This is a genomic window from Nocardia grenadensis, from assembly GCF_050942415.1.
In the GTDB taxonomy this organism is placed as follows: domain Bacteria; phylum Actinomycetota; class Actinomycetes; order Mycobacteriales; family Mycobacteriaceae; genus Nocardia; species Nocardia grenadensis.
The window spans coordinates 5,410,020-5,430,791 of sequence record NZ_CP192054.1; the positions used below are offsets into that span (position 1 = coordinate 5,410,020).

General features: G+C 67.3%; 21 protein-coding genes. 13 read left to right on the plus strand and 8 right to left on the minus strand.

Annotation, left to right across the window (positions count from 1 at the left end):
- The first annotated feature begins 84 nt into the window (after positions 1-84).
- The 3 genes from glpX (at position 85) to ACQPYS_RS24845 (ending at position 3,075) form a co-directional block, all read left to right on the plus strand.
- Positions 85-1,128, plus strand: coding sequence for a class II fructose-bisphosphatase (glpX, locus tag ACQPYS_RS24835; protein WP_063037271.1), 1,044 nt, complete (start codon positions 85-87; stop codon positions 1,126-1,128).
- 260 nt (positions 1,129-1,388) lie between these two features.
- On the plus strand, positions 1,389-2,012 hold the full coding sequence (locus ACQPYS_RS24840; protein ID WP_433490963.1) for an LGFP repeat-containing protein: 624 nt from the start codon (positions 1,389-1,391) through the stop codon (positions 2,010-2,012).
- A gap of 205 nt (positions 2,013-2,217) precedes the next feature.
- Positions 2,218-3,075, plus strand: coding sequence for an acyl-ACP desaturase (locus tag ACQPYS_RS24845; RefSeq protein ID WP_433490964.1), 858 nt, complete (start codon positions 2,218-2,220; stop codon positions 3,073-3,075).
- A gap of 87 nt (positions 3,076-3,162) precedes the next feature.
- Here ACQPYS_RS24845 and ACQPYS_RS24850 read toward each other — a convergent pair whose 3' ends face one another.
- Entirely contained in the window at positions 3,163-4,563 is a 1,401-nt protein-coding gene (locus ACQPYS_RS24850; RefSeq protein ID WP_433490965.1) for a class II fumarate hydratase, read from the minus strand.
- A gap of 274 nt (positions 4,564-4,837) precedes the next feature.
- Here ACQPYS_RS24850 and ACQPYS_RS24855 point away from each other — a divergent pair, with 274 nt between their 5' ends.
- From ACQPYS_RS24855 to ACQPYS_RS24870, 4 genes are all read left to right on the plus strand, one after another.
- Positions 4,838-5,161, plus strand: a complete 324-nt coding sequence (locus ACQPYS_RS24855) for a hypothetical protein (RefSeq protein WP_433490966.1) — start codon at positions 4,838-4,840, stop codon at positions 5,159-5,161.
- A 71-nt stretch (positions 5,162-5,232) separates the two neighbouring features.
- On the plus strand, positions 5,233-6,750 hold the full coding sequence (gene adh / locus ACQPYS_RS24860) for an aldehyde dehydrogenase (protein WP_433490967.1): 1,518 nt from the start codon (positions 5,233-5,235) through the stop codon (positions 6,748-6,750).
- Positions 6,750-7,151 carry a DUF779 domain-containing protein gene (locus ACQPYS_RS24865; RefSeq protein ID WP_063037261.1) on the plus strand — a complete coding sequence of 134 codons (402 nt, stop codon included), beginning with the start codon at positions 6,750-6,752 and terminating at the stop codon, positions 7,149-7,151. Before adh ends, ACQPYS_RS24865 begins: the two co-directional genes overlap by 1 nt.
- A 357-nt stretch (positions 7,152-7,508) precedes the next feature.
- The gene (locus ACQPYS_RS24870) at positions 7,509-7,982 is read left to right on the plus strand and encodes a VOC family protein (RefSeq protein WP_063037259.1); all 474 of its coding nucleotides are present in this window, start codon (positions 7,509-7,511) and stop codon (positions 7,980-7,982) included.
- Here the strand turns inward: ACQPYS_RS24870 and ACQPYS_RS24875 are convergent.
- Complete coding sequence (locus tag ACQPYS_RS24875; RefSeq protein ID WP_063037257.1) at positions 7,970-8,656, minus strand: TetR/AcrR family transcriptional regulator; 687 nt, start codon at positions 8,654-8,656, stop codon at positions 7,970-7,972. The two genes, ACQPYS_RS24870 and ACQPYS_RS24875, sit on opposite strands and share 13 nt — an antisense overlap.
- Before the next feature lie 87 nt (positions 8,657-8,743).
- Between ACQPYS_RS24875 and ACQPYS_RS24880 the strand changes: the two genes are divergently transcribed.
- Entirely contained in the window at positions 8,744-9,829 is a 1,086-nt protein-coding gene (locus ACQPYS_RS24880; protein WP_431940181.1) for an epoxide hydrolase family protein, read from the plus strand.
- 60 nt (positions 9,830-9,889) lie between these two features.
- Here the strand turns inward: ACQPYS_RS24880 and ACQPYS_RS24885 are convergent, their stop codons facing one another.
- Positions 9,890-10,162 carry a hypothetical protein gene (locus tag ACQPYS_RS24885; protein ID WP_431940180.1) on the minus strand — a complete coding sequence of 91 codons (273 nt, stop codon included), beginning with the start codon at positions 10,160-10,162 and terminating at the stop codon, positions 9,890-9,892.
- A 111-nt stretch (positions 10,163-10,273) separates the two neighbouring features.
- On the opposite strand from ACQPYS_RS24885, the gene ACQPYS_RS24890 reads away from it, so the two are divergent.
- Positions 10,274-10,657 carry a DUF488 domain-containing protein gene (locus tag ACQPYS_RS24890; RefSeq protein ID WP_431940179.1) on the plus strand — a complete coding sequence of 128 codons (384 nt, stop codon included), beginning with the start codon at positions 10,274-10,276 and terminating at the stop codon, positions 10,655-10,657.
- A 403-nt stretch (positions 10,658-11,060) separates the two neighbouring features.
- Entirely contained in the window at positions 11,061-12,410 is a 1,350-nt protein-coding gene (locus ACQPYS_RS24895) for a PhoH family protein (RefSeq protein ID WP_063037251.1), read from the plus strand.
- Positions 12,411-12,479: 69 nt separating this feature from the next.
- Here ACQPYS_RS24895 and ACQPYS_RS24900 read toward each other — a convergent pair whose 3' ends face one another.
- From ACQPYS_RS24900 to ACQPYS_RS24910, 3 genes are all read right to left on the minus strand, one after another.
- Positions 12,480-12,893: a limonene-1,2-epoxide hydrolase family protein gene (locus tag ACQPYS_RS24900; protein ID WP_063037249.1), complete on the minus strand. Its 414-nt coding sequence runs from the start codon at positions 12,891-12,893 to the stop codon at positions 12,480-12,482.
- A gap of 80 nt (positions 12,894-12,973) precedes the next feature.
- Positions 12,974-14,266: a serine hydroxymethyltransferase gene (glyA, locus tag ACQPYS_RS24905; protein WP_063037545.1), complete on the minus strand. Its 1,293-nt coding sequence runs from the start codon at positions 14,264-14,266 to the stop codon at positions 12,974-12,976.
- Positions 14,267-14,396: 130 nt separating this feature from the next.
- Positions 14,397-15,593, minus strand: a complete 1,197-nt coding sequence (locus tag ACQPYS_RS24910) for a DUF885 domain-containing protein (RefSeq protein ID WP_433490968.1) — start codon at positions 15,591-15,593, stop codon at positions 14,397-14,399.
- A gap of 324 nt (positions 15,594-15,917) precedes the next feature.
- Here ACQPYS_RS24910 and coaA point away from each other — a divergent pair, with 324 nt between their 5' ends.
- Positions 15,918-16,850 (plus strand): type I pantothenate kinase, encoded by a 933-nt coding sequence (gene coaA / locus ACQPYS_RS24915; RefSeq protein WP_063037245.1) that lies wholly within the window; start codon positions 15,918-15,920, stop codon positions 16,848-16,850.
- Positions 16,851-16,924: 74 nt separating this feature from the next.
- Here coaA and ACQPYS_RS24920 read toward each other — a convergent pair whose 3' ends face one another.
- Complete coding sequence (locus ACQPYS_RS24920) at positions 16,925-17,713, minus strand: isoprenyl transferase (protein ID WP_157107278.1); 789 nt, start codon at positions 17,711-17,713, stop codon at positions 16,925-16,927.
- A 365-nt stretch (positions 17,714-18,078) separates the two neighbouring features.
- On the opposite strand from ACQPYS_RS24920, the gene trhA reads away from it, so the two are divergent.
- Both trhA and ACQPYS_RS24930 read left to right on the plus strand, forming a co-directional pair.
- Positions 18,079-18,726, plus strand: coding sequence for a PAQR family membrane homeostasis protein TrhA (gene trhA / locus ACQPYS_RS24925; RefSeq protein WP_433493124.1), 648 nt, complete (start codon positions 18,079-18,081; stop codon positions 18,724-18,726).
- 108 nt (positions 18,727-18,834) lie between these two features.
- Positions 18,835-20,364, plus strand: coding sequence for an adenylate/guanylate cyclase domain-containing protein (locus ACQPYS_RS24930; RefSeq protein WP_084481062.1), 1,530 nt, complete (start codon positions 18,835-18,837; stop codon positions 20,362-20,364).
- 117 nt (positions 20,365-20,481) lie between these two features.
- Here ACQPYS_RS24930 and ACQPYS_RS24935 read toward each other — a convergent pair whose 3' ends face one another.
- Positions 20,482-20,739, minus strand: a complete 258-nt coding sequence (locus tag ACQPYS_RS24935) for a WYL domain-containing protein (protein ID WP_433490969.1) — start codon at positions 20,737-20,739, stop codon at positions 20,482-20,484.
- Positions 20,740-20,772: the final 33 nt, after the last annotated feature.

A 20,772-nucleotide genomic window follows, 5' to 3' on the forward strand; every position in this document is an offset into this window, starting at 1 on the left:
GTACTGCCGTACCAGGTGATCACCGGCACGCAATCCGGCGATGCGACAATTACGGCAAGTTACACAACCTAGGAGGCACCCGCCATGACGGCATCTTCGCCCGCTTCGAGCCGCCGCGAGGCGCCCGACCGCAACCTCGCGCTCGAACTCGTCCGCGTCACCGAAGCCGGCGCCATGGCAGCGGGACGCTGGGTGGGCAAGGGCGACAAAGAAGGCGGCGACGGGGCGGCCGTGGACGCCATGCGGCAGCTGGTCAGCTCGGTATCGATGAGTGGCGTCGTGGTGATCGGCGAGGGCGAGAAGGACGAAGCGCCCATGCTGTACAACGGTGAGAACGTGGGTGACGGCACCGGCCCGGAGGTCGATTTCGCGGTCGACCCCATCGACGGCACCACCCTGATGTCGAAGGGGTCCCCCGGTGCCATCTCGGTGCTGGCGGTCGCCGAACGCGGCGCCATGTTCGACCCGTCGGCGGTGTTCTACATGCAGAAGATCGCCGTCGGCCCCGACGCCGCCGACGTGATCGATATCTCGGCGCCCATCGGGGAGAACATCCGCAAGGTCGCCAAGGCCAAGCATGCCTCGGTTTCCGATATCACCGTGTGCATTCTGGACCGCCCCCGCCACGGCGACCTGATCCAGGAGGTCCGCCACGCCGGCGCCCGGATCCGCTTGATCTCCGACGGTGACGTGGCCGGCGCCATTGCGGCCGCGCGCCCTGATTCCGGGACCGACATCCTGGTCGGTATCGGCGGCACCCCCGAGGGCATCATCGCCGCGGCCGCGATGCGCTGTATGGGCGGTGCCCTGCAGGGCAGACTCGCACCCAAGGACGACGAGGAGAAGCAGAAGGCGATCGACGCCGGCCACGATCTGGACCGGGTGCTGGTCACCGAGGATCTGGTGGCCGGGGAGAACGTCTTCTTCTGCGCCACCGGCGTCACCGACGGTGACCTGCTGCGCGGGGTCCGCTACTACGGTGGCGGCGCGTCCACCCAGTCCATTGTGATGCGGTCGAAATCGGGCACGGTCCGCATGATCGACGCCTACCACCGGCTCACCAAACTCCGCGAATACTCGTCGGTCGATTTCCACGGCGACGAGCACGCCGCCCCGCCGCTGCCCTGAGCGCCGCGCGTGCGGTCCGGGCACTGCTCCGGACCGCACGGGCCCTCCGGCGCGCCGGGCGCATACCCGCCGTGGCCAGCAACTTTTCGGCATCCGGGCCGTATTCGCAGTTCTTACGGGTAATATCCGCGTGGCCACCGAACTGGTAACGTCACGAATCTCCACAATCAGTAGCCGCGACGTTGCCGAACCCACAGCCGGAGTGATGAACCACCACGACCCGCCCGTCCATCACGCCGGCCTGTCGCGAGAGGATGGACATGCACCACTTCGCTCGACGCTCGGCCGGATTCACCGCGGCACTCGCCGCCGCGGGTCTGCTCGTCGCCGGTTGCGGTGACAACGACAACTCGGTGTCGGACACCGTCGGCTCCCTGACCTCGGCGGTGATGCCGGGCGGCAACACCGGCACCGGCACCCCGTCCGCCTCTCCGGGCGCCGAAGGCTCGGCCACCGAAACGACAGTCGCCGAGGGCTCGGCCACCCCCGACGAAGACCCCAATGCCAATGCCGGTGAAACCAGGGTGCAGACCCCGGACGGCAACGAAGTTGCCGTGAAGGGCAGCATCTACCAGAAATACACCGAGGCCGGCGGTCCGACCGGCACACTCGGTATGCCCGAAGGCGAGGAGCAGGTCGCCGGGGATGGCGGTCGCTACCAGAACTTCTCCGGCGGCACCATCTTCTTCAGCAAGGACACCGGCGCCCATATCGTCTGGGGCGATATCCGCGAGGCATGGGAGGCCAACGGCGGCGCCGACGGCCGATTGGGCTTCCCCACCTCCGACGAGGAGGCGACCCCGGAGGGTAAGAAGAGCGACTTCGAGGGCGGCACCATCACCTGGAACTCCTCGGACCGTTCCACCACGGTCACCGAAAAGTGAATCCAGCGCTCGGGGCGCCCACGGAAGTGGGCGCCCCGAGCGCTGGCCGGAGCCCGCGCATCACACGATTCCGGGATCTTCGTTCGCATCCGCGGAACGGGCCGGATTGTGCGAGTACCCGACCCGGATCGTCCGGATCGCCGATATTCCCCAACCCGACCCCGGCGCCGACCCCGTACTCGCTCCGACCCGCTACCGTGTGTGCGTGCAGAAACTGTTGACCGACCGCGACCTGCTGGAATCGCTCGCGGTAGAGGTGGAACTGACCATGCGGCGCCATACCGAGATCGCCGATGAATGGCAGCCGCACGACTTCGTCCCATGGGACGACGGTCGCAACTTCGCCTTCCTCGGCGGCGAGGACTGGGATCCCGCGCAGTCCGAACTCGGCGATACCGCCCGGCTGGCGCTCACCGTGAGCGTGCTGATCGCCGACAACCTACCCGCGTACCACCGGGAGCTCGGCAAATATCTGCGCACCGGGGCGTGGTGGCGCTGGGTGGGCCGCTGGACCGCCGAGGAGGCCCGGCACTCCGTTGTGATCCGCAACTATCTGATGGTCACCCGTGCCTGTGACCCGGTGGAGCTGGAACGGCTGCGGATGGGTCATATGACCGACGGTTTCCGGCGCGAGCCGCTGCATCTGCTGGATGTGCTGGCCGCCTGCGCGTTCGAGGAGACCGCCGCCGCCGTGCGCCATCGCAATACCGCCGCGCTCGGGGAGAACCCGATGATCACCGCGATCAGCGAGCGGATCGCCGAGGACGACGAGCGGCAGGCCGCGGTATTCGCCGACCTCGTCGCGGCGGGGTTCGAGCAGGCCCCGGACCAGACCATGCGCGCCGTCGCCGACCAGGTCGCCGCGTTCCGGGTCCCCTCGGTCGCCCTGCCCGACGGGCGCAGCAGCGACGAGGCACTGGCCGATGCCGGTATCTACGATCCGGAGCAGCAGGACGAGCTGATCTTCGCGCCGCTGCTGCGTCGCTGGGATGTGTTCGGCCGCACCGACCTCGGCGAATCCGGCGAAGCAGCCCGCGAAGAACTGGCCCGGTTCCGGTCCTGAATCCATCTACGGTGCGACGCGACCGTTGCGCAACCGTCGCGTCGCACCGAATGCCGCGTCATCCCGGGTTCCCGGGGCGGCACGGCATCAGTCGTTGTCGATATTCGTCATGGACAGCACGTCCAGGCGCCGGTCGAGTTCCTCCTCGCTCAACCCATCGCCGATCAGCCCCCGATCGATCACCGTCTGACGGATCGTCTTCTGCTCCCGCAGCGCCTGCTTGGCCACCGCCGCCGCTTCCTCGTAACCGATCGCCGAATTCAGCGGGGTCACAATGGAGGGCGAGGATTCGGCCAGGGTGCGCAGCCGTTCGGCGTCGGCGATCAACCCGTGCACACACCGGTCGGCGAACAGCCGTGACACCGCCGCCAGCAGCCGGATGGATTCGAGCACGTTACGCGCCATCACCGGGATGTAGACGTTCAGCTCGAAATGCCCACCCGCCCCCGCGAAGGCGACCGCGGCATCGTTTCCGATGACCTGCGCCGCCACCTGGGTGACCGCCTCCGGCAGCACCGGATTCACCTTGCCGGGCATGATCGAACTACCCGGCTGCAGGTCCGGCAGTTGCAGTTCACCCAGCCCGGTCAGCGGACCCGAACCCATCCAGCGAATATCGTTGGCGATCTTGGTCAGGCTCACCGCGACCGTGCGCAGCGCCCCGGAGACCTCCACCAGCCCGTCCCGGGCCGCCTGCGCCTCGAAATGATCCTCGGCCTCGGTCAGCGCGTCGATTCCGGTGGCCCGCACCAACTCCGCCACCACTTTCGCCCCGAACCCGGCGGGCGCGTTCAGCCCGGTCCCGACCGCGGTACCGCCGATCGGCAGTTCGCCCAGTCGCGGCAGCGTCGCCAGCAGTCGCTCCATACCCGCCGCGACCTGCCGGGTGTAACCACCGAACTCCTGGCCCAGCGTCACCGGGACCGCGTCCATCAGATGGGTACGCCCCGATTTCACCACCGTGCGCCATTCGGTCGCCTTGTCCAGCAACGCCAACCGCAGATGCTCCAGGGCGGGCAGCAGATCCTTGATCACGGCCTCGGTGGCGGCCAGGTGGGTCGCGGTCGGAAAGGTGTCATTCGACGATTGGGACATATTCACGTGGTCGTTCGGGTGCACAGTGACCCCGCCCGCGGCCGCGATCGAGGCGATCACCTCGTTGACGTTCATATTCGAACTGGTCCCCGACCCGGTCTGGAACACATCGATCGGGAACTGGTCGTCGTGGCGACCCTCCGCGATCTCGGTGGCGGCCGCGACGATCGCCGCGGCCCGCTCCGCCTCGAGCAACCCCAGATCCCGGTTGACGACCGCGCATGCTCCCTTCAACAGCCCGAGCGCCCGGATCTGCGTCCGCTCCAGCCCCCGCCCGCTGATCGGGAAGTTCTCCACCGCCCGCTGGGTCTGGGCACGCCACAGCGCGTCCACCGGAACGCGGACCTCACCCATGGTGTCGTGCTCGATGCGGTACTGCTTCTCCTCGCTCATATTCCCGACCCTATGCCGCGTCCCGGCGATGTCGGCGTGCCACGCGTGAGGTCTGAATCACCGGAATTCCCCTCGACGAATCCTGCCCCGCATCCCTCCCGACCAGATGGGTAGTGCGCTCGGTGATCTAAAACTCAGTGACGACGCCATCGACAACACAGCGGAAGCAGACATCCGAGTCGTCGCCCGGTCACCGGCCGAGGTTTCGCCCGGGATGTCACCGACCAGGCCGGATCCGGATACTCGAGATCCCTCGCTCGGCATATAGACGCCAATGCTGGTCGGCACGGGCCATGAGATCACCATCATCGACGCCACCCGGCTCGTTTTCCTCTCGCTGCGAACCTTGGCGGCACTTGCCGATGACAGCGCCGAACCGCACGGTATCCAGATCTGCCTCGTCATCGACAATGCTCGCTTGTCCCGGCACGCCGCGACAATCGCGGGGCATCCATACCAGGCCCGCGCGATTCCCGGGCCGCAACCCCCGCCCTCGACGTCGGTTTTCCGGCTGCCGCCACCTCGACCAGCATCGAGCCCGCACCCGCCGGAATCGATCCCACGTTTCGTCGCGAACACCGCGTACTACTGCCCATAACGCGGCATAGTGAGGTACATCACGCTCTATCCGGCGTGCGTTCAGCGCCCGAGTCGACCGAGGAGTTCGTCATGACCTACGCCAAGCCCGGTGCCGACGGCAGCATCGTCAGCTATGCCCGCCGATACGACAATTTCATCGGGGGTGAGTGGACCGCACCCGTCGAAGGTAAATACTTCGACAATCCGTCTCCGGTCGACGGCGAGACCTTCTGCGAGGTAGCGCGTTCCACCGCGCCCGATGTGGAGCTGGCGCTGGATGCCGCGCATGCGGCCGCCGATGGTTGGGGGGCCACTTCCACCACCGAACGCGCGAATATCCTCAACAAGATCGCGGATCGGATCGAGGAGAATCTGGAGGCGCTGGCGGTCGCGGAGACCTGGGAGAACGGGAAACCGGTGCGGGAGACGAAGGCGGCGGACCTACCGCTGGCCGTGGATCACTTCCGGTATTTCGCCGGGGCCATCCGCGCCCAGGAGGGCGGGATCAGCGAGATCGACGCCGACACCATCGCGTACCACTTCCATGAGCCACTGGGCGTGGTGGGTCAGATTATTCCGTGGAATTTCCCCATTCTCATGGCGACCTGGAAATTGGCGCCGGCGCTGGCGGCCGGTAACGCGGTGGTGCTGAAACCGGCCGAGCAGACGCCGGCGTCGATCATGAAGGTGGTCGAGCTGATCGGCGATCTGCTGCCGCCGGGTGTGCTGAATGTGGTGAACGGCTTCGGGGTGGAGACCGGTAAGCCGTTGGCGTCGAGTCCGCGGGTGGCGAAGGTCGCCTTCACCGGCGAGACCACCACGGGCCGGTTGATCATGCAGTACGCGAGCGAGAACATCATTCCGGTGACCCTGGAACTGGGCGGGAAGAGTCCCAATATCTTCCTGCCGGATGTGCTGGCGGCCGACGACGATTTCCTGGACAAGGCGGTCGAGGGTTTCGTGATGTTCGCGCTGAACCAGGGCGAGGTGTGCACCTGTCCGTCGCGGGCGCTCGTCCATTCGTCGATCTACGACGAGTTCATGGCCCGCTGTGTGGAGCGTACCAAGGCCATTGTGAGCGGCGATCCGCTCGACGACGCGACCATGATCGGCGCGCAGGCCAGTAACGACCAGCTCGAGAAGATCCTCTCCTACATCGATATCGGCAAGAAGGAAGGCGCCGAGGTACTCACCGGCGGCGGGCCCCGGTCGGTCGAGGGCTACCCGAACGGCTATTACGTGGAGCCCACCATCTTCAAGGGCAGCAACGATATGCGCATCTTCCAGGAGGAGATCTTCGGCCCGGTCGTCTCGGTCACCACTTTCGATTCCACCGAGGAGGCCCTGAAGATCGCGAACGACACCCTCTACGGTCTCGGCGCGGGTGTCTGGACCCGGGACGGCAACACCGCCTACCGGCTCGGTCGCGGTATCAAGGCCGGACGCGTGTGGACAAATTGCTATCACGCCTATCCGGCGCACGCGGCGTTCGGCGGCTACAAGAAGTCGGGTATCGGCCGGGAGAACCACGCGCAGATGCTTGACCACTACCAGCAGACCAAGAACCTGCTGGTCAGCTATTCACCGCAGAAGCTCGGGTTCTTCTGATGCCGGACCCGAACCGGGTGGAACTCACCGCGACCGCTGCCGATCTGCTGCATGAGCTGATCGAACGGCACGGTCCAGTGATGTTCCACCAGTCCGGCGGGTGCTGCGATGGCAGCGCACCCATGTGCTATCCGCGGGGCGAGTTCCGGGTCGGGGCGCAGGATGTGCTGCTGGGGCAGGTGGATGTGGACACCCCGTTCTGGATGAGCGCGGACCAGTACGAGTACTGGAAGCACACCCATCTGACGGTGGACGTGGTGCCCGGGCGCGGGAGCGGCTTCTCCCTGGAGGCGCCGGAGGGTGTCCGGTTCCTGATCCGGTCCCGGCTGCTCACCGACGAGGAGTTCCTCCGCCTGGAAGCCGCGCCACCACCACCGACGGGTGCTGAGATCACCGACTGATCGCCGCCCGGCCCGCCCGGCCTCGGCTCGTGCCGATCGGCCCGGCGGGTCGGATCGGGTGTCGGCCACGATCGCGCCGATCATCGGGCAGCACCGGTCCACCTCACCCCTTCCCTGGTCACCTGCACGGTCGAGCCGGTCCCGGCTCTGGATGCCGGCGAGCGGCCGGCGGAGCGCAGACCTGGGGTTACGAAAGCCCAGATCACCGCGCCGGGCTCGCGCCGACCGGGCCCGGCGGGTCGAGCCGGATGCGCCGCGCCGGTGCCGGATCATCGATCGAATCCGGCCGGAGCCGATCAATTACGGCTCCGGGATCCGTCGTCAGTGCATACCAGCCGTCAGCTGAGGAGGATCGTCATGCAGAAGATCGTCACCAATCTCTGGTACGACACCCAGGCCGAGGAGGCCGCGGAGTTCTACTGTTCCCTGTTCCCGGACGGGAAGATCACCGGGGTGCAGCGGTATACGGATTCGGGCATGCGGGAAGCGGGAACGGTGATGCTGGTCGACTTCCAGCTCGCCGGCCAGCAGTTCACCGCTATCAACGGCGGCGGCGACTACCACTACACCCACGCGATGTCGCTGCTGGTCAACTGTGACGATCAGGCCGAGGTCGACCGGCTGTGGGAGGCGCTGCTCGCGGACGGCGGCGAGGAGATCCAGTGTGGCTGGCTCAACGACAGGTACGGGGTGCCGTGGCAGATCTGGCCCAGCGAGGCCAACGACCTGCTCTCCGGTGACGATCCGGTGGCGGTCGATCGCGCTCTCGCGGCCATGTACCAGATGAAGAAGATCGATTTGCGGGCCATGCGGGAGGCCTACGCAGGCTGATCCGCTTCCGGCGGCCGCGCCGGGTGGGTTCCGGCGCGTTGCCAGCGCCAGGCGAACTCCCCCGGCCGCGGCGGCGGGCCCGGCAGCTCGCCCGCGGCGGCCAATCCGGAGATCAGGACCGCGAGCACCCGGCGGCGCAGTTGCGCGGTGCGCTGCCGGTCGGGTGTCGACACCGCCGCGCACGCTTCCAATACCAGGCCGATGTCCTGCGGCGTCACCCCCTCCCGCAGCCGGCCCGTGGCCTGCGCCCGGCGTACCAGCTCTGCGTTCGTCTCGTCGGCGTGCGCCACATCGGGCAGCATCGCCGGGTCGGGTTCGAAGGTGCCCGCGAGATGCACCGTCAGGGAGTGCACGTCGGCATCGACCACTCGTTCCAGGAACCCCACCAGGGCCTGCCAGCCGTCGGGTTCGGCCAGCGCGGCGTCGGCCTCCGCGTTGTAGCGGCGCAATCCCTCGTGGCACAGCGTGCGCAGTAGCGCTTCCTTGCTGGGGTAGCGGCGGTAGAGCGCGCTGATTCCGACGCCCGCCCGTTCGGCCACCGCGGCGATCGGGGCCTTCGGTTCGGCCAGGAACACCTCGCGAGCGGCTTCCAGGACGAGACCGTCGTTGCGGGCGGCCTGCGCTCTACGGCCGCCCAGAGGCTTGTGAGCAGGTGTTTCCGCTGATTTCGACATACGCCGAGCGTACCAGTTGAAACGGAATGTTCCGTTCTGCTATCTTGAAACGGAACAAACTATTCCGTTCTGAATGAAGGATTCGATATGGCCACCATCAAGCCGTTCCGCGTCGAGATCCCCCAGGCCGATATCGACGATCTGCGCAACCGGCTCCAGCGCAGCCGCTGGGCCGATCAGATCCCGGGCTCCGGCGAGGAGTACGGCGTCAGCGTCGGCCGGGTACGCGCCCTGGCGGAGCATTGGCTACGGCTCGACTGGCGAAAGATGGAGGACCGGCTCAACGCCCACCCCCACTTCGTGACCGAGATCGACGGTCAGCGGATCCACTTCCTGCACGTACGCGCACAGCAGGGCACCGGGTTCCCACTCGTCCTCACCCACGGCTGGCCCGGGACCTTCGTCGAATTCCTGCGCCTGATCGAGCCGCTGAACGCCGCGGGTTTCGATCTCGTCATCCCTTCGGTCCCCGGTTACGGCTTCTCCGGACCCACCACCGAGAAAGGCTGGAACGACCAGCGGATCGCCCGGGCCTGGGCCGAACTGATGAGGCGGCTGGGCTACGCGCGATACGGCGCGGTGGGCAATGACGGCGGATCGATGATCTCGGTCGAACTGGGCCGTTTCGCACCGCACCGTGTGGTGGGAACGCATGTGGCCCAGGTGTATTCGTTCCCGTCGGGCGACCCTGCAGAACTGGCCCACCTGGATGCCGACGAGCAGCGGTCCCTGGAAACCCTGAACTGGTTCGTGACGAACAAAATGGGTTTCAATGTGCTGCAGTCACAGCAGCCGCAGACCCTCGCGCACGCCCTCGCGGACTCACCGTCGGGCCTGCTCGGCTGGAACGGACAGCTCCTGGGACCGGAACTCGACGACGACTTCGTGATCGCCAATATCGCTGTCCACTGGTTCACCGGCACGGCGGGTTCGGCGATCCGGCACTACTTCGAGAAGGACAAGGCCCCCGCCCCCACCGCGCCGTCGACAGTGCCGCTGGCACTGTGCGGCTCGACCGGCGATTTCCACGGAATCCGGCGGTTCGCCGAGCGCGATCACCACATCGTGTCGTGGCGTACACACGATGTGCACACCCACTACCTGCACCACGTCGCGGCGGATCTCATGGCCGCCGAGATCACCGAGTTCTTCGGCGAGTACCGCGGCGAGTGAGCCGAGGCCGTAGCGATCCGGCACCGCGACGGGTCCGCGGTGCACTTCGCTGCGCGACGGTCAGGAATGCTCCTTCAAGTACTCCAGATAGAACCCGCGCAGCGCCTCGGCGAGTTCGCCGTCACCTGCGTGAACATAGTCGTCGAGCATGGGCACCACCCATTTGATATCGGCTTCGCTCTCCCCGGTCCGGCCCGCGGTGGCCTCCGCCGCCGGGATCCGGGTCAACAGGTCCCAGAGGAAGCGGATATCACCGTGCCGCACCGCGAGCCTGACCGCGCGGTCGTGCAGTTCCTTCGACGAGAGCTTGTCCAACTCCTCGTACTGGGTCATATCGCCGACTCTAATCCCGGCACCGGGTTCCGGGCCGGTTTCCGGGAGGGTCGCCGGGCCGTCACCGCGTGGCGTAACCACTCCGGCCCGATAGCGTGCTGCGATGACCCGATGACCGACGAAACCCCCACCCCACCGCCCGGCTTCCAGGTCAAACGCGTCTACGAGGCCCCCGCGGCCGACGACGGATACCGGGTGCTCGTCGACCGCCTGTGGCCGCGCGGCCTCGCCAAGGCCGCGGCCCGGATCGACGAATGGCCCAAGGAGATCACCCCCTCGACCGAGCTGCGCCGGTGGTTCCACGAGGACCCCGATGGCCGGCGCACCGAATTCGCCGACCGCTACCGGGCCGAGCTCGCCGAGCCGGCGGCCCGCGAAATACTGAACCGGCTCCGGGAGCGCGCCGGCAGCAGCCCGCCGGTGACATTGGTCACCGCTGTCAAAGAACCGGGTCACAGCCACGTTCCGGTACTCGTGGAGCAGTTGCGGGAATGAACCGGCCCGCGCCGGGCGACACGAAAGCGAACGTGGAGCGAACACGCCGCTCAGGACCGGGGACAGCGCGACTTTCACCGATACCTGATCCGAATCGATCGCTGGCGGTTGATACCCACGCTGACCTGCGTGAAAACGGTCGAACCGGGGCCAGTTCACCACGAATTCACCAAGGCCTCGCGCATTTCTTCGAGCGCACAGGGGTGGTGAGGAGGTAGCTTCGGAGTGGCGGGTCGCACGTAGCGGTTCGCTCGGGAGGTCCTGACCGTGACTGAGAAACTCAGTACGAGGGGGCCGGCACCCGGTCCTCGTGGCCACTGACGCACCACGTCAGCAGCCATCCGGACCTACCGGCCCAGCGAGACTGTCTGTGTGGGTGCCGCGCAGACCATAGGAGCCTACCGTGACTGATAATCGCTCCGTATCCGCCCCTTCGGCGAATTCTCGCTTCATTGAGAAAGGTTTGAAAACCTTCGTTATCGACACCTCGGTGCTGCTGTCGGATCCCTGGGCAGTGACCCGGTTCGGCGAACATCATGTGGTGTTGCCGCTGGTCGTGATCAGCGAACTCGAGGGTAAACGACACCATCACGAACTCGGCTGGTTCGCCCGCGAGGCCCTGCGCATGCTCGACGATCTGCGGGTGGCCCACGGCCGGCTCGACGAACCGCTGCCCATCGGCACCGACGGTGGCACGTTGCAGGTGGAACTGAACCACACCGATCCCTCGGTGTTGCCCGTCGGTTTCCGCACCGAGAGCAACGATTCCCGCATCCTGGCCTGCGCGTTGAACCTCGCGGCCGACGGATGCCAGGTGGTGTTGGTGTCCAAGGACATCCCGATGCGGGTGAAGGCCAGCGCGGTAGGTCTACGGGCGGAGGGATATCACGCACAGGATGTGGTGACCTCCGGCTGGACGGGCATGGTCGAGATCGACACGGCCTCGGACATCGTCGACCGACTCTACAGCGAATCGGTCGTCGATCTCGACGAGGCACGAGAACTGCCCTGCCACACCGGAATCCGCCTCCTGGGCAACAGCTCCAGCGCCCTCGGCCGGGTCACACCGGACAAACGGGTGCAGCTGGTGCGGGAACGGGAGGCGTTCGGGCTACACGGCCGCTCCGCGGAACAGCGGGTGGCACTGGACCTGTTGCTCGACGAGAGCGTCGGCATCGTCTCGCTGGGTGGCCGCGCCGGCACCGGTAAATCCGCACTGGCACTCACCGCCGGCCTGGAAGCGGTGCTGGAGAAGCGCACCCAGCGCAAGGTCGTGGTCTTCCGGCCGCTGTACGCGGTGGGCGGCCAGGAACTCGGTTACCTGCCGGGCACCGAGAACGAGAAGATGGGCCCGTGGGCACAGGCCGTCTTCGACACCCTCGACGGTCTGGCCAGCCGCGAGGTCATGGAGGAGGTACTCGGCCGGGATATGCTGGAAGTTCTCCCGCTGACCCATATTCGAGGCCGGTCGCTGCACGATTCGTTCGTGATCGTGGACGAAGCCCAGTCATTGGAACGCAATGTCCTGCTGACGGTGCTGAGCCGGCTCGGCAGCGGTTCCCGGGTGGTCCTTACCCACGATGTGGCCCAGCGCGACAATCTGCGGGTCGGCCGGCACGACGGTGTCGCCGCGGTGGTCGAGAAGCTCAAGGGTCACCCCTTGTTCGCGCATATCACCCTGACCCGCAGTGAGCGGTCGCCGATCGCCGCACTGGTCACCGAGATGCTGGAGGAATACGGGCCCAACGCGTAGGCCCGGCAGCCGTTCGAGAGCGTTTCACGGCGCTCTCGAACGGCGTCCGCGCCATCGCGACCCGATAGGTCAGCGGCCGAAGAGCGCCTTCACGACCCCGACCGCGGTGCCGCGCAGAAAGTTCTCCCAGCTGAAATGGTCGTGCCACAACACGATTCGGCCGTCGTGCAGCTCGAACGTCCCCATCACCCAGAACGAGATGCGCACCGGCCCGAACCGCAGCACATCGGTGCGATCGGTGAGCACCACGGATCCGTCCGCGGCGATATGGTGCATCTGCGCCGAGAACCCGAACTGCTCCCGGTCCAGGCCCCGTAGCAACTTCCCGACCCGTCGCGCCCCGCGCACATCCGGCAGCGAGGTGTTCTTCCAGACGATATCGGGATGCACCAGCTCCAGCGCCTCGTCGAGCGCGCCGATCTCCATCGCGGTGAAGAACTCGCGGACCGTGGTGGCCGCGTCCTGATTCAGCTCGGTATCCATCCTCCGAGCCTAGGATGCCGCTCCGGCAGGAGCCAGGTGCTGTGTGCTCGGCGCGTGGGCCGAGCACACAGCACCGAAGATCACAACAGGTTCCAGTCCTCGAGGCCCTGGTAGAGCGGGAAATCGTTGGCGAGTTTCTTGACCCGGCCGCGCAGCGCATCCAGGTCGGCGCCGCCGGCGAGAGCGGTGGCGATGATATCGGCGACCTCGGTGAACTCGGTATCGCCGAAGCCGCGGGTGGCCAAGGCGGCGGTGCCGATACGCAGGCCGGAGGTGACCATCGGGGGGCGCGGGTCGAAGGGGACGGCGTTGCGGTTGACCGTGATCCCGACCTCGTGCAGCAGGTCTTCGCCCTGCTGGCCGTCGAGGTCGGAGTTGCGCAGGTCGACCAGGACCAGGTGGACGTCGGTGCCGCCGGTGAGGACGCTGATGCCCTTACCCGCGACGTCGGGGCCGGTGAGGCGTTCGGCGAGGATCTTGGCGCCGGTCAGGGTGCGCTGCTGGCGTTCGGCGAACTCGGGGGTGCCGGCGATCTTGAACGCGACCGCCTTCGCGGCGATGACGTGCATCAGCGGGCCGCCCTGCTGCCCGGGGAACACCGAACTGTTCAGTTTCTTGGCGTAGTCCTGTTTCGCCAGGATGAGGCCCGAGCGGGGGCCGCCGAGGGTTTTGTGGACGGTGGAGGAGACCACGTCGGCATACGGCACCGGGGAGGGGTGCAGGCCGGCGGCGACCAGTCCGGCGAAATGCGCCATATCGACCCACAGGTAGGCGCCGACCTCGTCGGCGATCTCCCGGAACGCCGCGAAATCCTGGTGCCGCGGATACGCCGACCATCCGGCGACGATCACCTTCGGCCGCGCCTCGCGCGCGATCGCCCGGACGTTGTCCATATCCACCCGGTGGTCTTCCTTGGAGACCCCGTAGGAGTGGACGTCGTAGAGCTTGCCGGAGAAGTTCAGCCGCATGCCGTGGGTGAGGTGGCCACCGTGGGCCAGGTCCAGGCCGAGCAGCCGGTCGCCCGGATCGAGCAGCGACATCAGCACCGCGGCGTTGGCCTGGGCGCCGGAATGCGGCTGCACATTCGCGAAATCCGCGCCGAACAGCGCCTTGGCGCGTTCCCGGGCGAGGTTCTCGACCACGTCGACGTGTTCGCAGCCGCCGTAGTAGCGACGACCGGGATAGCCTTCGGCGTACTTGTTGGTGAGCACACTGCCCTGCGCCTGCAATACCGCGCGCGGCACGAAGTTCTCCGACGCGATCATTTCCAGGGTGTCGCGTTCCCGGGCGAGCTCACCCGCCATCGCGGTGGCGAGTTCGGGATCGAGCTCACCGAGAGACTGGGTATTGACAGAGGCGGTCGTCTGCGTCACCACGCCAGTGTATGAGTCACCCCGGGGATCGGTTTATCTGCCCCGCCTTCGGCGGGGCGTGGTCGGGGCCCGGTGTGACCCCGGCCACGAAGGCCCGCTATCCGGAGATGGCGCGGGCTCGGTACCCGGGTCAGACGGCGCGCAGGGCGGAGGGAATGAGGGGTTCGTCCAGCAGCCGGCGGAAGCGGTCGGCACGGTCGTCCTCGTCGGTGGCGCGGTCGAGCCAGCCACCCAGCAACCGGTAGCCCTCCACATAGGTGCTGACGTAGGCCCGCCACAGCGGTGAGGACAGGAAGCGCAGCGACTGGCGGGCGCGGTCGGGAGTGGTGAGCGACCAGCGCTCCAGGAAGGCGGCTACATCGTCGGCGTCCTTGCCCATGTCGTGCAGCATGAGCGCGGCATCCTGCCGGACCCCGAGCAGTTGGCCGGAGGCCTCGGCGAGTCGTTCGGCGCGTTCCCCGTCGAACCGCAATCCGAGGTCGGCGTAGATCTCCTGCGCCCACCGGCCCCAGCCCGGCCCGACGATCGAACGCAACGCCAGGTCCGCCAGCCCTTCGGCCATCAGGCACTGCGGAGTGTTGACCAGGAAGATCGTCTGCTCGGCCTGCCCGGCGGCCACCAGGCCGGCCTCTTTGCGGCAGTGCTCGGTGTGGTGCCCGGGGTAGGACTCATGCGAGATGAGCCGGGGCAGGTTCGCCATGTGCTGGCGCAGGTCGGAGTTGATGGCGACCGTGGACCGGTAGTTGCCGAGGTAATAGTTGAAACCGGACCACGGCTTGTCGCCGACCACCTCGTAGGTGACGTGCTCGTGGTCCGGCAGCGGGTACCGGGCGCGAACCAGTTCGCGGAGCGCGCCGGAGAACGCTTCGACGCACGCCTCGAGCTTGTCCGGCGGGATCTCGTCGGCTTTCCGATAGGCCGCCATCCGTTCGGTCAGCGGACCCGAGCCACCCAGGACCTCATCGATCTTGCGGTGTGCCTCCTGATAGTCGGCGGGATCACCGGGCGCGATCTCGACGTCGAAATAGGCGCGGACCTCGTCGATGAAACCGATATCGTCCCCGGCGAACTTGCGGCCCGAACATTCCAGCGCCCGCAGATGCGCGTCGATGAACTCGGACCGCTGGGCGGGCAGGCCGGCGTTCGGCAGTTCCGTACGTAACCGCGCGGCCGTCCGGGCCAGCTCCCGGGGTTCGGGCTTCGGCGCGTTCTCGACTTCCTGCCGCAGCCGCGGGTCGGCCGTGTAGGCATCGACGAATCCCTCTTCGATCCGGTCGAATGCCAGACCGAGGCGCAGGTATTCGATCACCAGGGGATGGGCTTCCATGGCCTCGACCCTAACGGGCGCGGCCCCTCCGCGATCCGCGTACGCGACGAAGCCGGGACGTGGCCGGGCCGGCCGGACGGCCGCACCCGGTGCGGATTCGGCCGACGGATACCGGCCACGTATCCCTGTTACCACGGGAAGCAGTTGTTCTACACAACAGTAATGGACCCCCCGATCCCCCCACTCCCCGCCGAGGGGCAGAATTCAGCCATGAGGGCACAGCCAGAGCGCCGGACCTGCCGGGGTCGCGACAGCCGCAGCGGCGGAATCCCACGCGCAGGGCACCGCGAGCACGAGTGTCCGGCAGAGTGGAGCGCTGAGTAGATGGCCAAGGCGAGCGAGCCGAGTCCGTATGTGGAATTCGACCGGAAACGGTGGCGGGAACTGCGCAAATCGACTCCGCTGGTGCTCACCGAAGAGGAATTGATCGGACTGCGAGGTCTGGGCGAACAGATCGACCTCGAAGAAGTGGCCGAGGTCTATCTGCCGCTGGCCCGGTTGATCCACCTGCAGGTGGCGGCGAGACAGCGCTTGTTCGCGGCCACCGCCACCTTCCTCGGGGAATCACATCCGGACAAACAGGTCCCCTTCGTGATCGGTGTGGCCGGCAGCGTGGCGGTCGGCAAATCCACCACCGCCCGCGTACTGCAGGCGCTGCTGGCCCGCTGGGATCATCACCCCCGGGTCGACCTGGTGACCACCGACGGATTCCTCTACCCCACGGCGGAACTCACCCGCCGCGGGCTCATGCACCGTAAAGGCTTCCCGGAGAGCTACGACCGCCGCAAACTGCTGCGCTTCGTCACCGAAGTGAAATCGGGCGCCGAAGAAGTATGCGCGCCGGTCTATTCACATATCTCCTACGACATCGTCCCCGGCGAATTCCACTGTGTACACCAGCCGGATATCCTCATCGTCGAAGGGTTGAACGTATTACAGACCGGGCCGCGGCTGATGGTTTCCGATCTGTTCGATTTCTCCATCTACGTGGACGCGCGGATCGAAGATATCGAAACCTGGTACGTACGAAGGTTCCTGAGCCTGCGGGCCACCGGGTTCGCCGATCCCAAGGCTCATTTCCATCACTACGCGCGGTTCACCGACGCCGAGGCGACGGCGGCCGCAAAAGACATCTGGAACTCCACCAACCGCCCGAATCTGGTCGAGAACATCCTGCCTACCCGCCCCCGCGCCACCTTGGTCCTGCGCAAGGACTCCGACCACACGATCAACCGGTTGCGGTTGCGGAAGTTGTGATCGCACGGCGGACTTGCGAGTGAGGGCGATGCCAGGTCGGCAGACCCCGCGACGCCGCAGGCGGCGCCAAGAATTCAGGTCCCGTAGCGGCGGTGGCGGGCGGCGTAGTCGCGGAGGGCGCGGAGGAAGTCGACGCGACGGAACTCGGGCCAGTAGACCTCGGTGAACCAGATCTCGGAGTAGGCGCTCTGCCACAGCAGGAAGCCGGAGAGCCGCTGTTCTCCGGAGGTGCGGATCACCAGATCGGGGTCGGGTTGCCCCGAGGTGTAGAGGTGCTGGCCGATGGCGCCGACCGTTATGGACTGGACCAGGTCCTCGCCGGTTTCGCCGGCCGCTATCTCCTGGCGGACCAGTTGGCGGACGGCGTCGGCGATCTCTTGGCGACCGCCGTAACCGATGGCGACGTTGACGTGGGTACCGGTGCGTTCACGGGTGCGCTCGGTGGCGGTGCGCATGCGCTTGGCGACCAGTTCGGGCAGGCCGTCAAGGGTGCCGACGATACGGACCCGCCAGTTCTGTTCGGGGTCGGCGAGTTCCTCGACGACGTCGGTGATGACTTCGAAGAGAGTTTCCAGTTCCTCCTGGCCGCGGCTGAGGTTCTCGGTGGAGAGCAGGTAGACGGTGACGAGCTCGATTCCTTCGGCTTCGCACCAGCTGACCAGTTCGGCGACTTTGAGGGCGCCGACCCGGTGTCCGTGGGTGATATCGGTGAACCCGTTCTCCCGGGCCCAGCGGCGATTACCGTCGCACACCACCGCTACATGCCGCGGATGCTGTTTGTCCGCAAGCTTCTTGGCCAGACGGGCCTCGTAGATGCGATAGGGAAAGCCCCGCAGCCGACTCGGAAATTCCACGACGCCCAACAGTACGCCTTTCCGGTCGGGGTCCGTAGTTGTGGCGAAAAGCGATGACGGTCACTGCCGCGGCCGAGACAGCCCCCTCTCGGCGGGTGAGGCGGTACAGTGACCACAGGGAAACCTACGCAGACGTAGGTTACCCACGAGTTCAGTATCGGCTCCGTCGGGCCGCGGAGGCATCCGCGGGTCCGCAGCACCGGTAGGCCGTCGCGCTGCCGCCGGAAGCCGGGCCGCGCATACTCGAACCAGGAGGCAATGTGTCCGACCCTTCCCCCGGCAGTCACCCGAACCCCGGCGACCTCGCCGGTGCCGCGGTCGACTCGCAAACCGGCCCCGACAGCGAAGACCCGGTCCCCAACCCGGCCGACTCACTGGTCGCGCTGGTCAAACCGCGGATGCGCGGCTGGATCCACACCTGGGCCACCGGTATCGCCGCGGTGGCCGTGATCGCGCTGGTCGCCACGGCGGCCACGATCTCGGCGACGGCGGTCGTCGCGACCCTGATCTACGGACTCACCATCTGCGCTCTGTTCGGGATCAGCGCCACCTATCACCGCATCACCTGGCAGACCGTCCAGGCCCGGATACGGATGAAACGTGCGGACCACTCGATGATCTTCCTGTTCATCGCGGGCACCTACACACCGTTCGCACTGCTCGCCCTACCCGCTCCGACCGGCCCGATCCTGCTCGCGGTGGTGTGGACGGGCGCACTGGCCGGCGTCGCGCTGAAATTGCTGTGGCCACTCGCCCCGCGGTGGGTGGGAGTGCCGTTGTATCTGCTCCTCGGCTGGGCGGTGGTGCCGGTGGGCGGAGAACTCTATCGCTCGGCCGGCCTGCCCGCGGTCCTGCTGCTGCTCGCCGGCGGGCTGGCCTACAGCATCGGCGCGGTGCTCTACGCCACCCGCTGGCCCAACCCGTGGCCGAGCACCTTCGGCCACCACGAGTTCTTCCACGCCGCCACCGTGGTGGCCGCGCTCTGCCACTACGTGGCGGTCTGGCTGGTACTACTGGATTGAGCGAACACGTTCCCGGACCGCTGACCAGCTGAGTCGATTAGGCTGCTGATTCGTGTCCTTCCATAGCGGCCGCCCGCGCTCCAGCGGCCACCGCGGGTAATTCCGCCGATGGCCTACAGTGTCGGATCCCGGCCGCGGGCCGGGATGGTCACCCGGCTGATGCAGTGGACCGTCCTCGCCCGCTGGGGGCTGGCGTCGGTCGTCATCGCCGCCCACCTCAGCGGTCTCGCGGTCATCGTGACCCAACTGGTGCTCATCGGCTTTCCCGGCCGGGTCGGCACCGATCAGCTGAGCGGGCTCATGCTGGTCACCGTCTACCCGGTCGTCGCGTCGCTGTTGGGGATCGCGCTGGCCGTCCGCGACCGCCTGACCTATTTCGCCTGGCTGGACAGCTCCCGCAAACCGACCCCTGAGGAGGCGCGGCGGATCCTGCACCTGCCGCTCGCCATCACCCTGCGTTCGCTGGTGATGTGGGGGCCCGGGGTGGTGCTTTCGGCGATCCTGCTGGCCGGGCTGACCACCGAGAAGGATCTCACCGTCCTACTCGCGATGTTCATCGTCGGTGGGCTCGAATCGGCCGGCCTGACCTATCTGATCGTGGACCGGGTCATCCGGCCTGTGGTGCCGATCGTGGCCGGCGTACTCGGCGCGACCATGCACTGGAGTTCGTCGGTGTTCGTGCGGGTGGCGCTGGCCTGGGCGGTCTCGGGCGCCATGCCGCTCAGCGCGCTGATCGTAGTACTCGCCGATCCGGCCACCTCCATGGAACACCGGATCCGGACCGGTATCTATCTCGCCGCGATCAGCCTGGTCGTCGGGGTCCTGGCCACCTGGGCGCTGACCCGGGCCGTGGCCACACCCCTGCGGACGCTGCGGATAGCGGTGGACCGGATCACCCGGGGCGATCTGGATGTGCGGGTGTCGGTGGGCAGTGCCAGCGAGATCGGCCGGTTGGAACATTCGGTGAACGAGATGTCGGCGAACCTGCGCGAACGGTCGCGGATGCGGGATGTGTTCGGCAGGCACGTGGGCGAGGAGGTCGCCGAGCGGGCACTCGCGGGAGGTATCGATCTGACCGGTGACGTGCGAGAGGTTTCGGCGCTGTTCGTGGACGTCACCGGATCGGTGGCGATCTCCACCGGACTCCCGCCGCAGGAGTTCGTGGCCAAACTGAACCGGCTCATGGCCACCGTGGTCGCCGCGACCGAGGACAACGACGGACTGGTGAACAAGTTCGAAGGGGACGCGGCGCTGTGCATCTTCGGCGCCCCGATCGCATTGACCGACAACGCGACTCCCGCCCTGCGCGCCGCCCGCCGGATCCGGGACGAGGTGTTGGCGGCGGGCGAACTCGATATCGGTATCGGCGTGGCCCGGGGCCGGGTGTTCGCCGGGGACGTCGGCACCGATACCCGCCGGGAGTACACGGTGATCGGGGACGCGGTGAACGCCGCGGCCCGGCTCACCAGCCGCGCCAAGGAGGTACCGCGGCGCATCCTGGTCTCCCAGAGCGTGGTCGACGCCGCCGAGGCGGGTGAGCGCGCGGAATGGGTGAAGTATGGATCCGTCGCATTGCGCGGTATCGACGCACCGACCCCGTCCTGGACCGATCGCCAAGTCGAAGCGCCACAGCGCTAGCGCGTTGCGTAGCGAGCGACGATCGCGGCGGCTCGGTCGCGCAGGCAGATGCCAGGACTTCCGCGTCGGTGGTGAGCTGCCACAGCGCCCATTCGGCGTGCCGCGTGTCCTGGAAGGTCACCTCCAGCCGTAGCCATCCGTCCGCGCCGGGCTCCTCGTTGCGGACGGCCGCGCGGTGCTCATCAACTCCTCCCGCCGCTCCGGGTTCACCCGCACCAGCACATCGATCCGGTCCCCGCCGGTCCGGAATCGGGTGCTGCGTTCCTGCCAGACCCGGACCGGATCGATCCGGTCCGAGCGCTGGGCCGGTTCGGGAAGTACTTCCGCCGCCGATATCCGCGACAGCCGGTAGGTCCGATCCGCACCGGCTCGCATAGCGAGCAGGTACGCCTGGCCGCGCACGGTGAC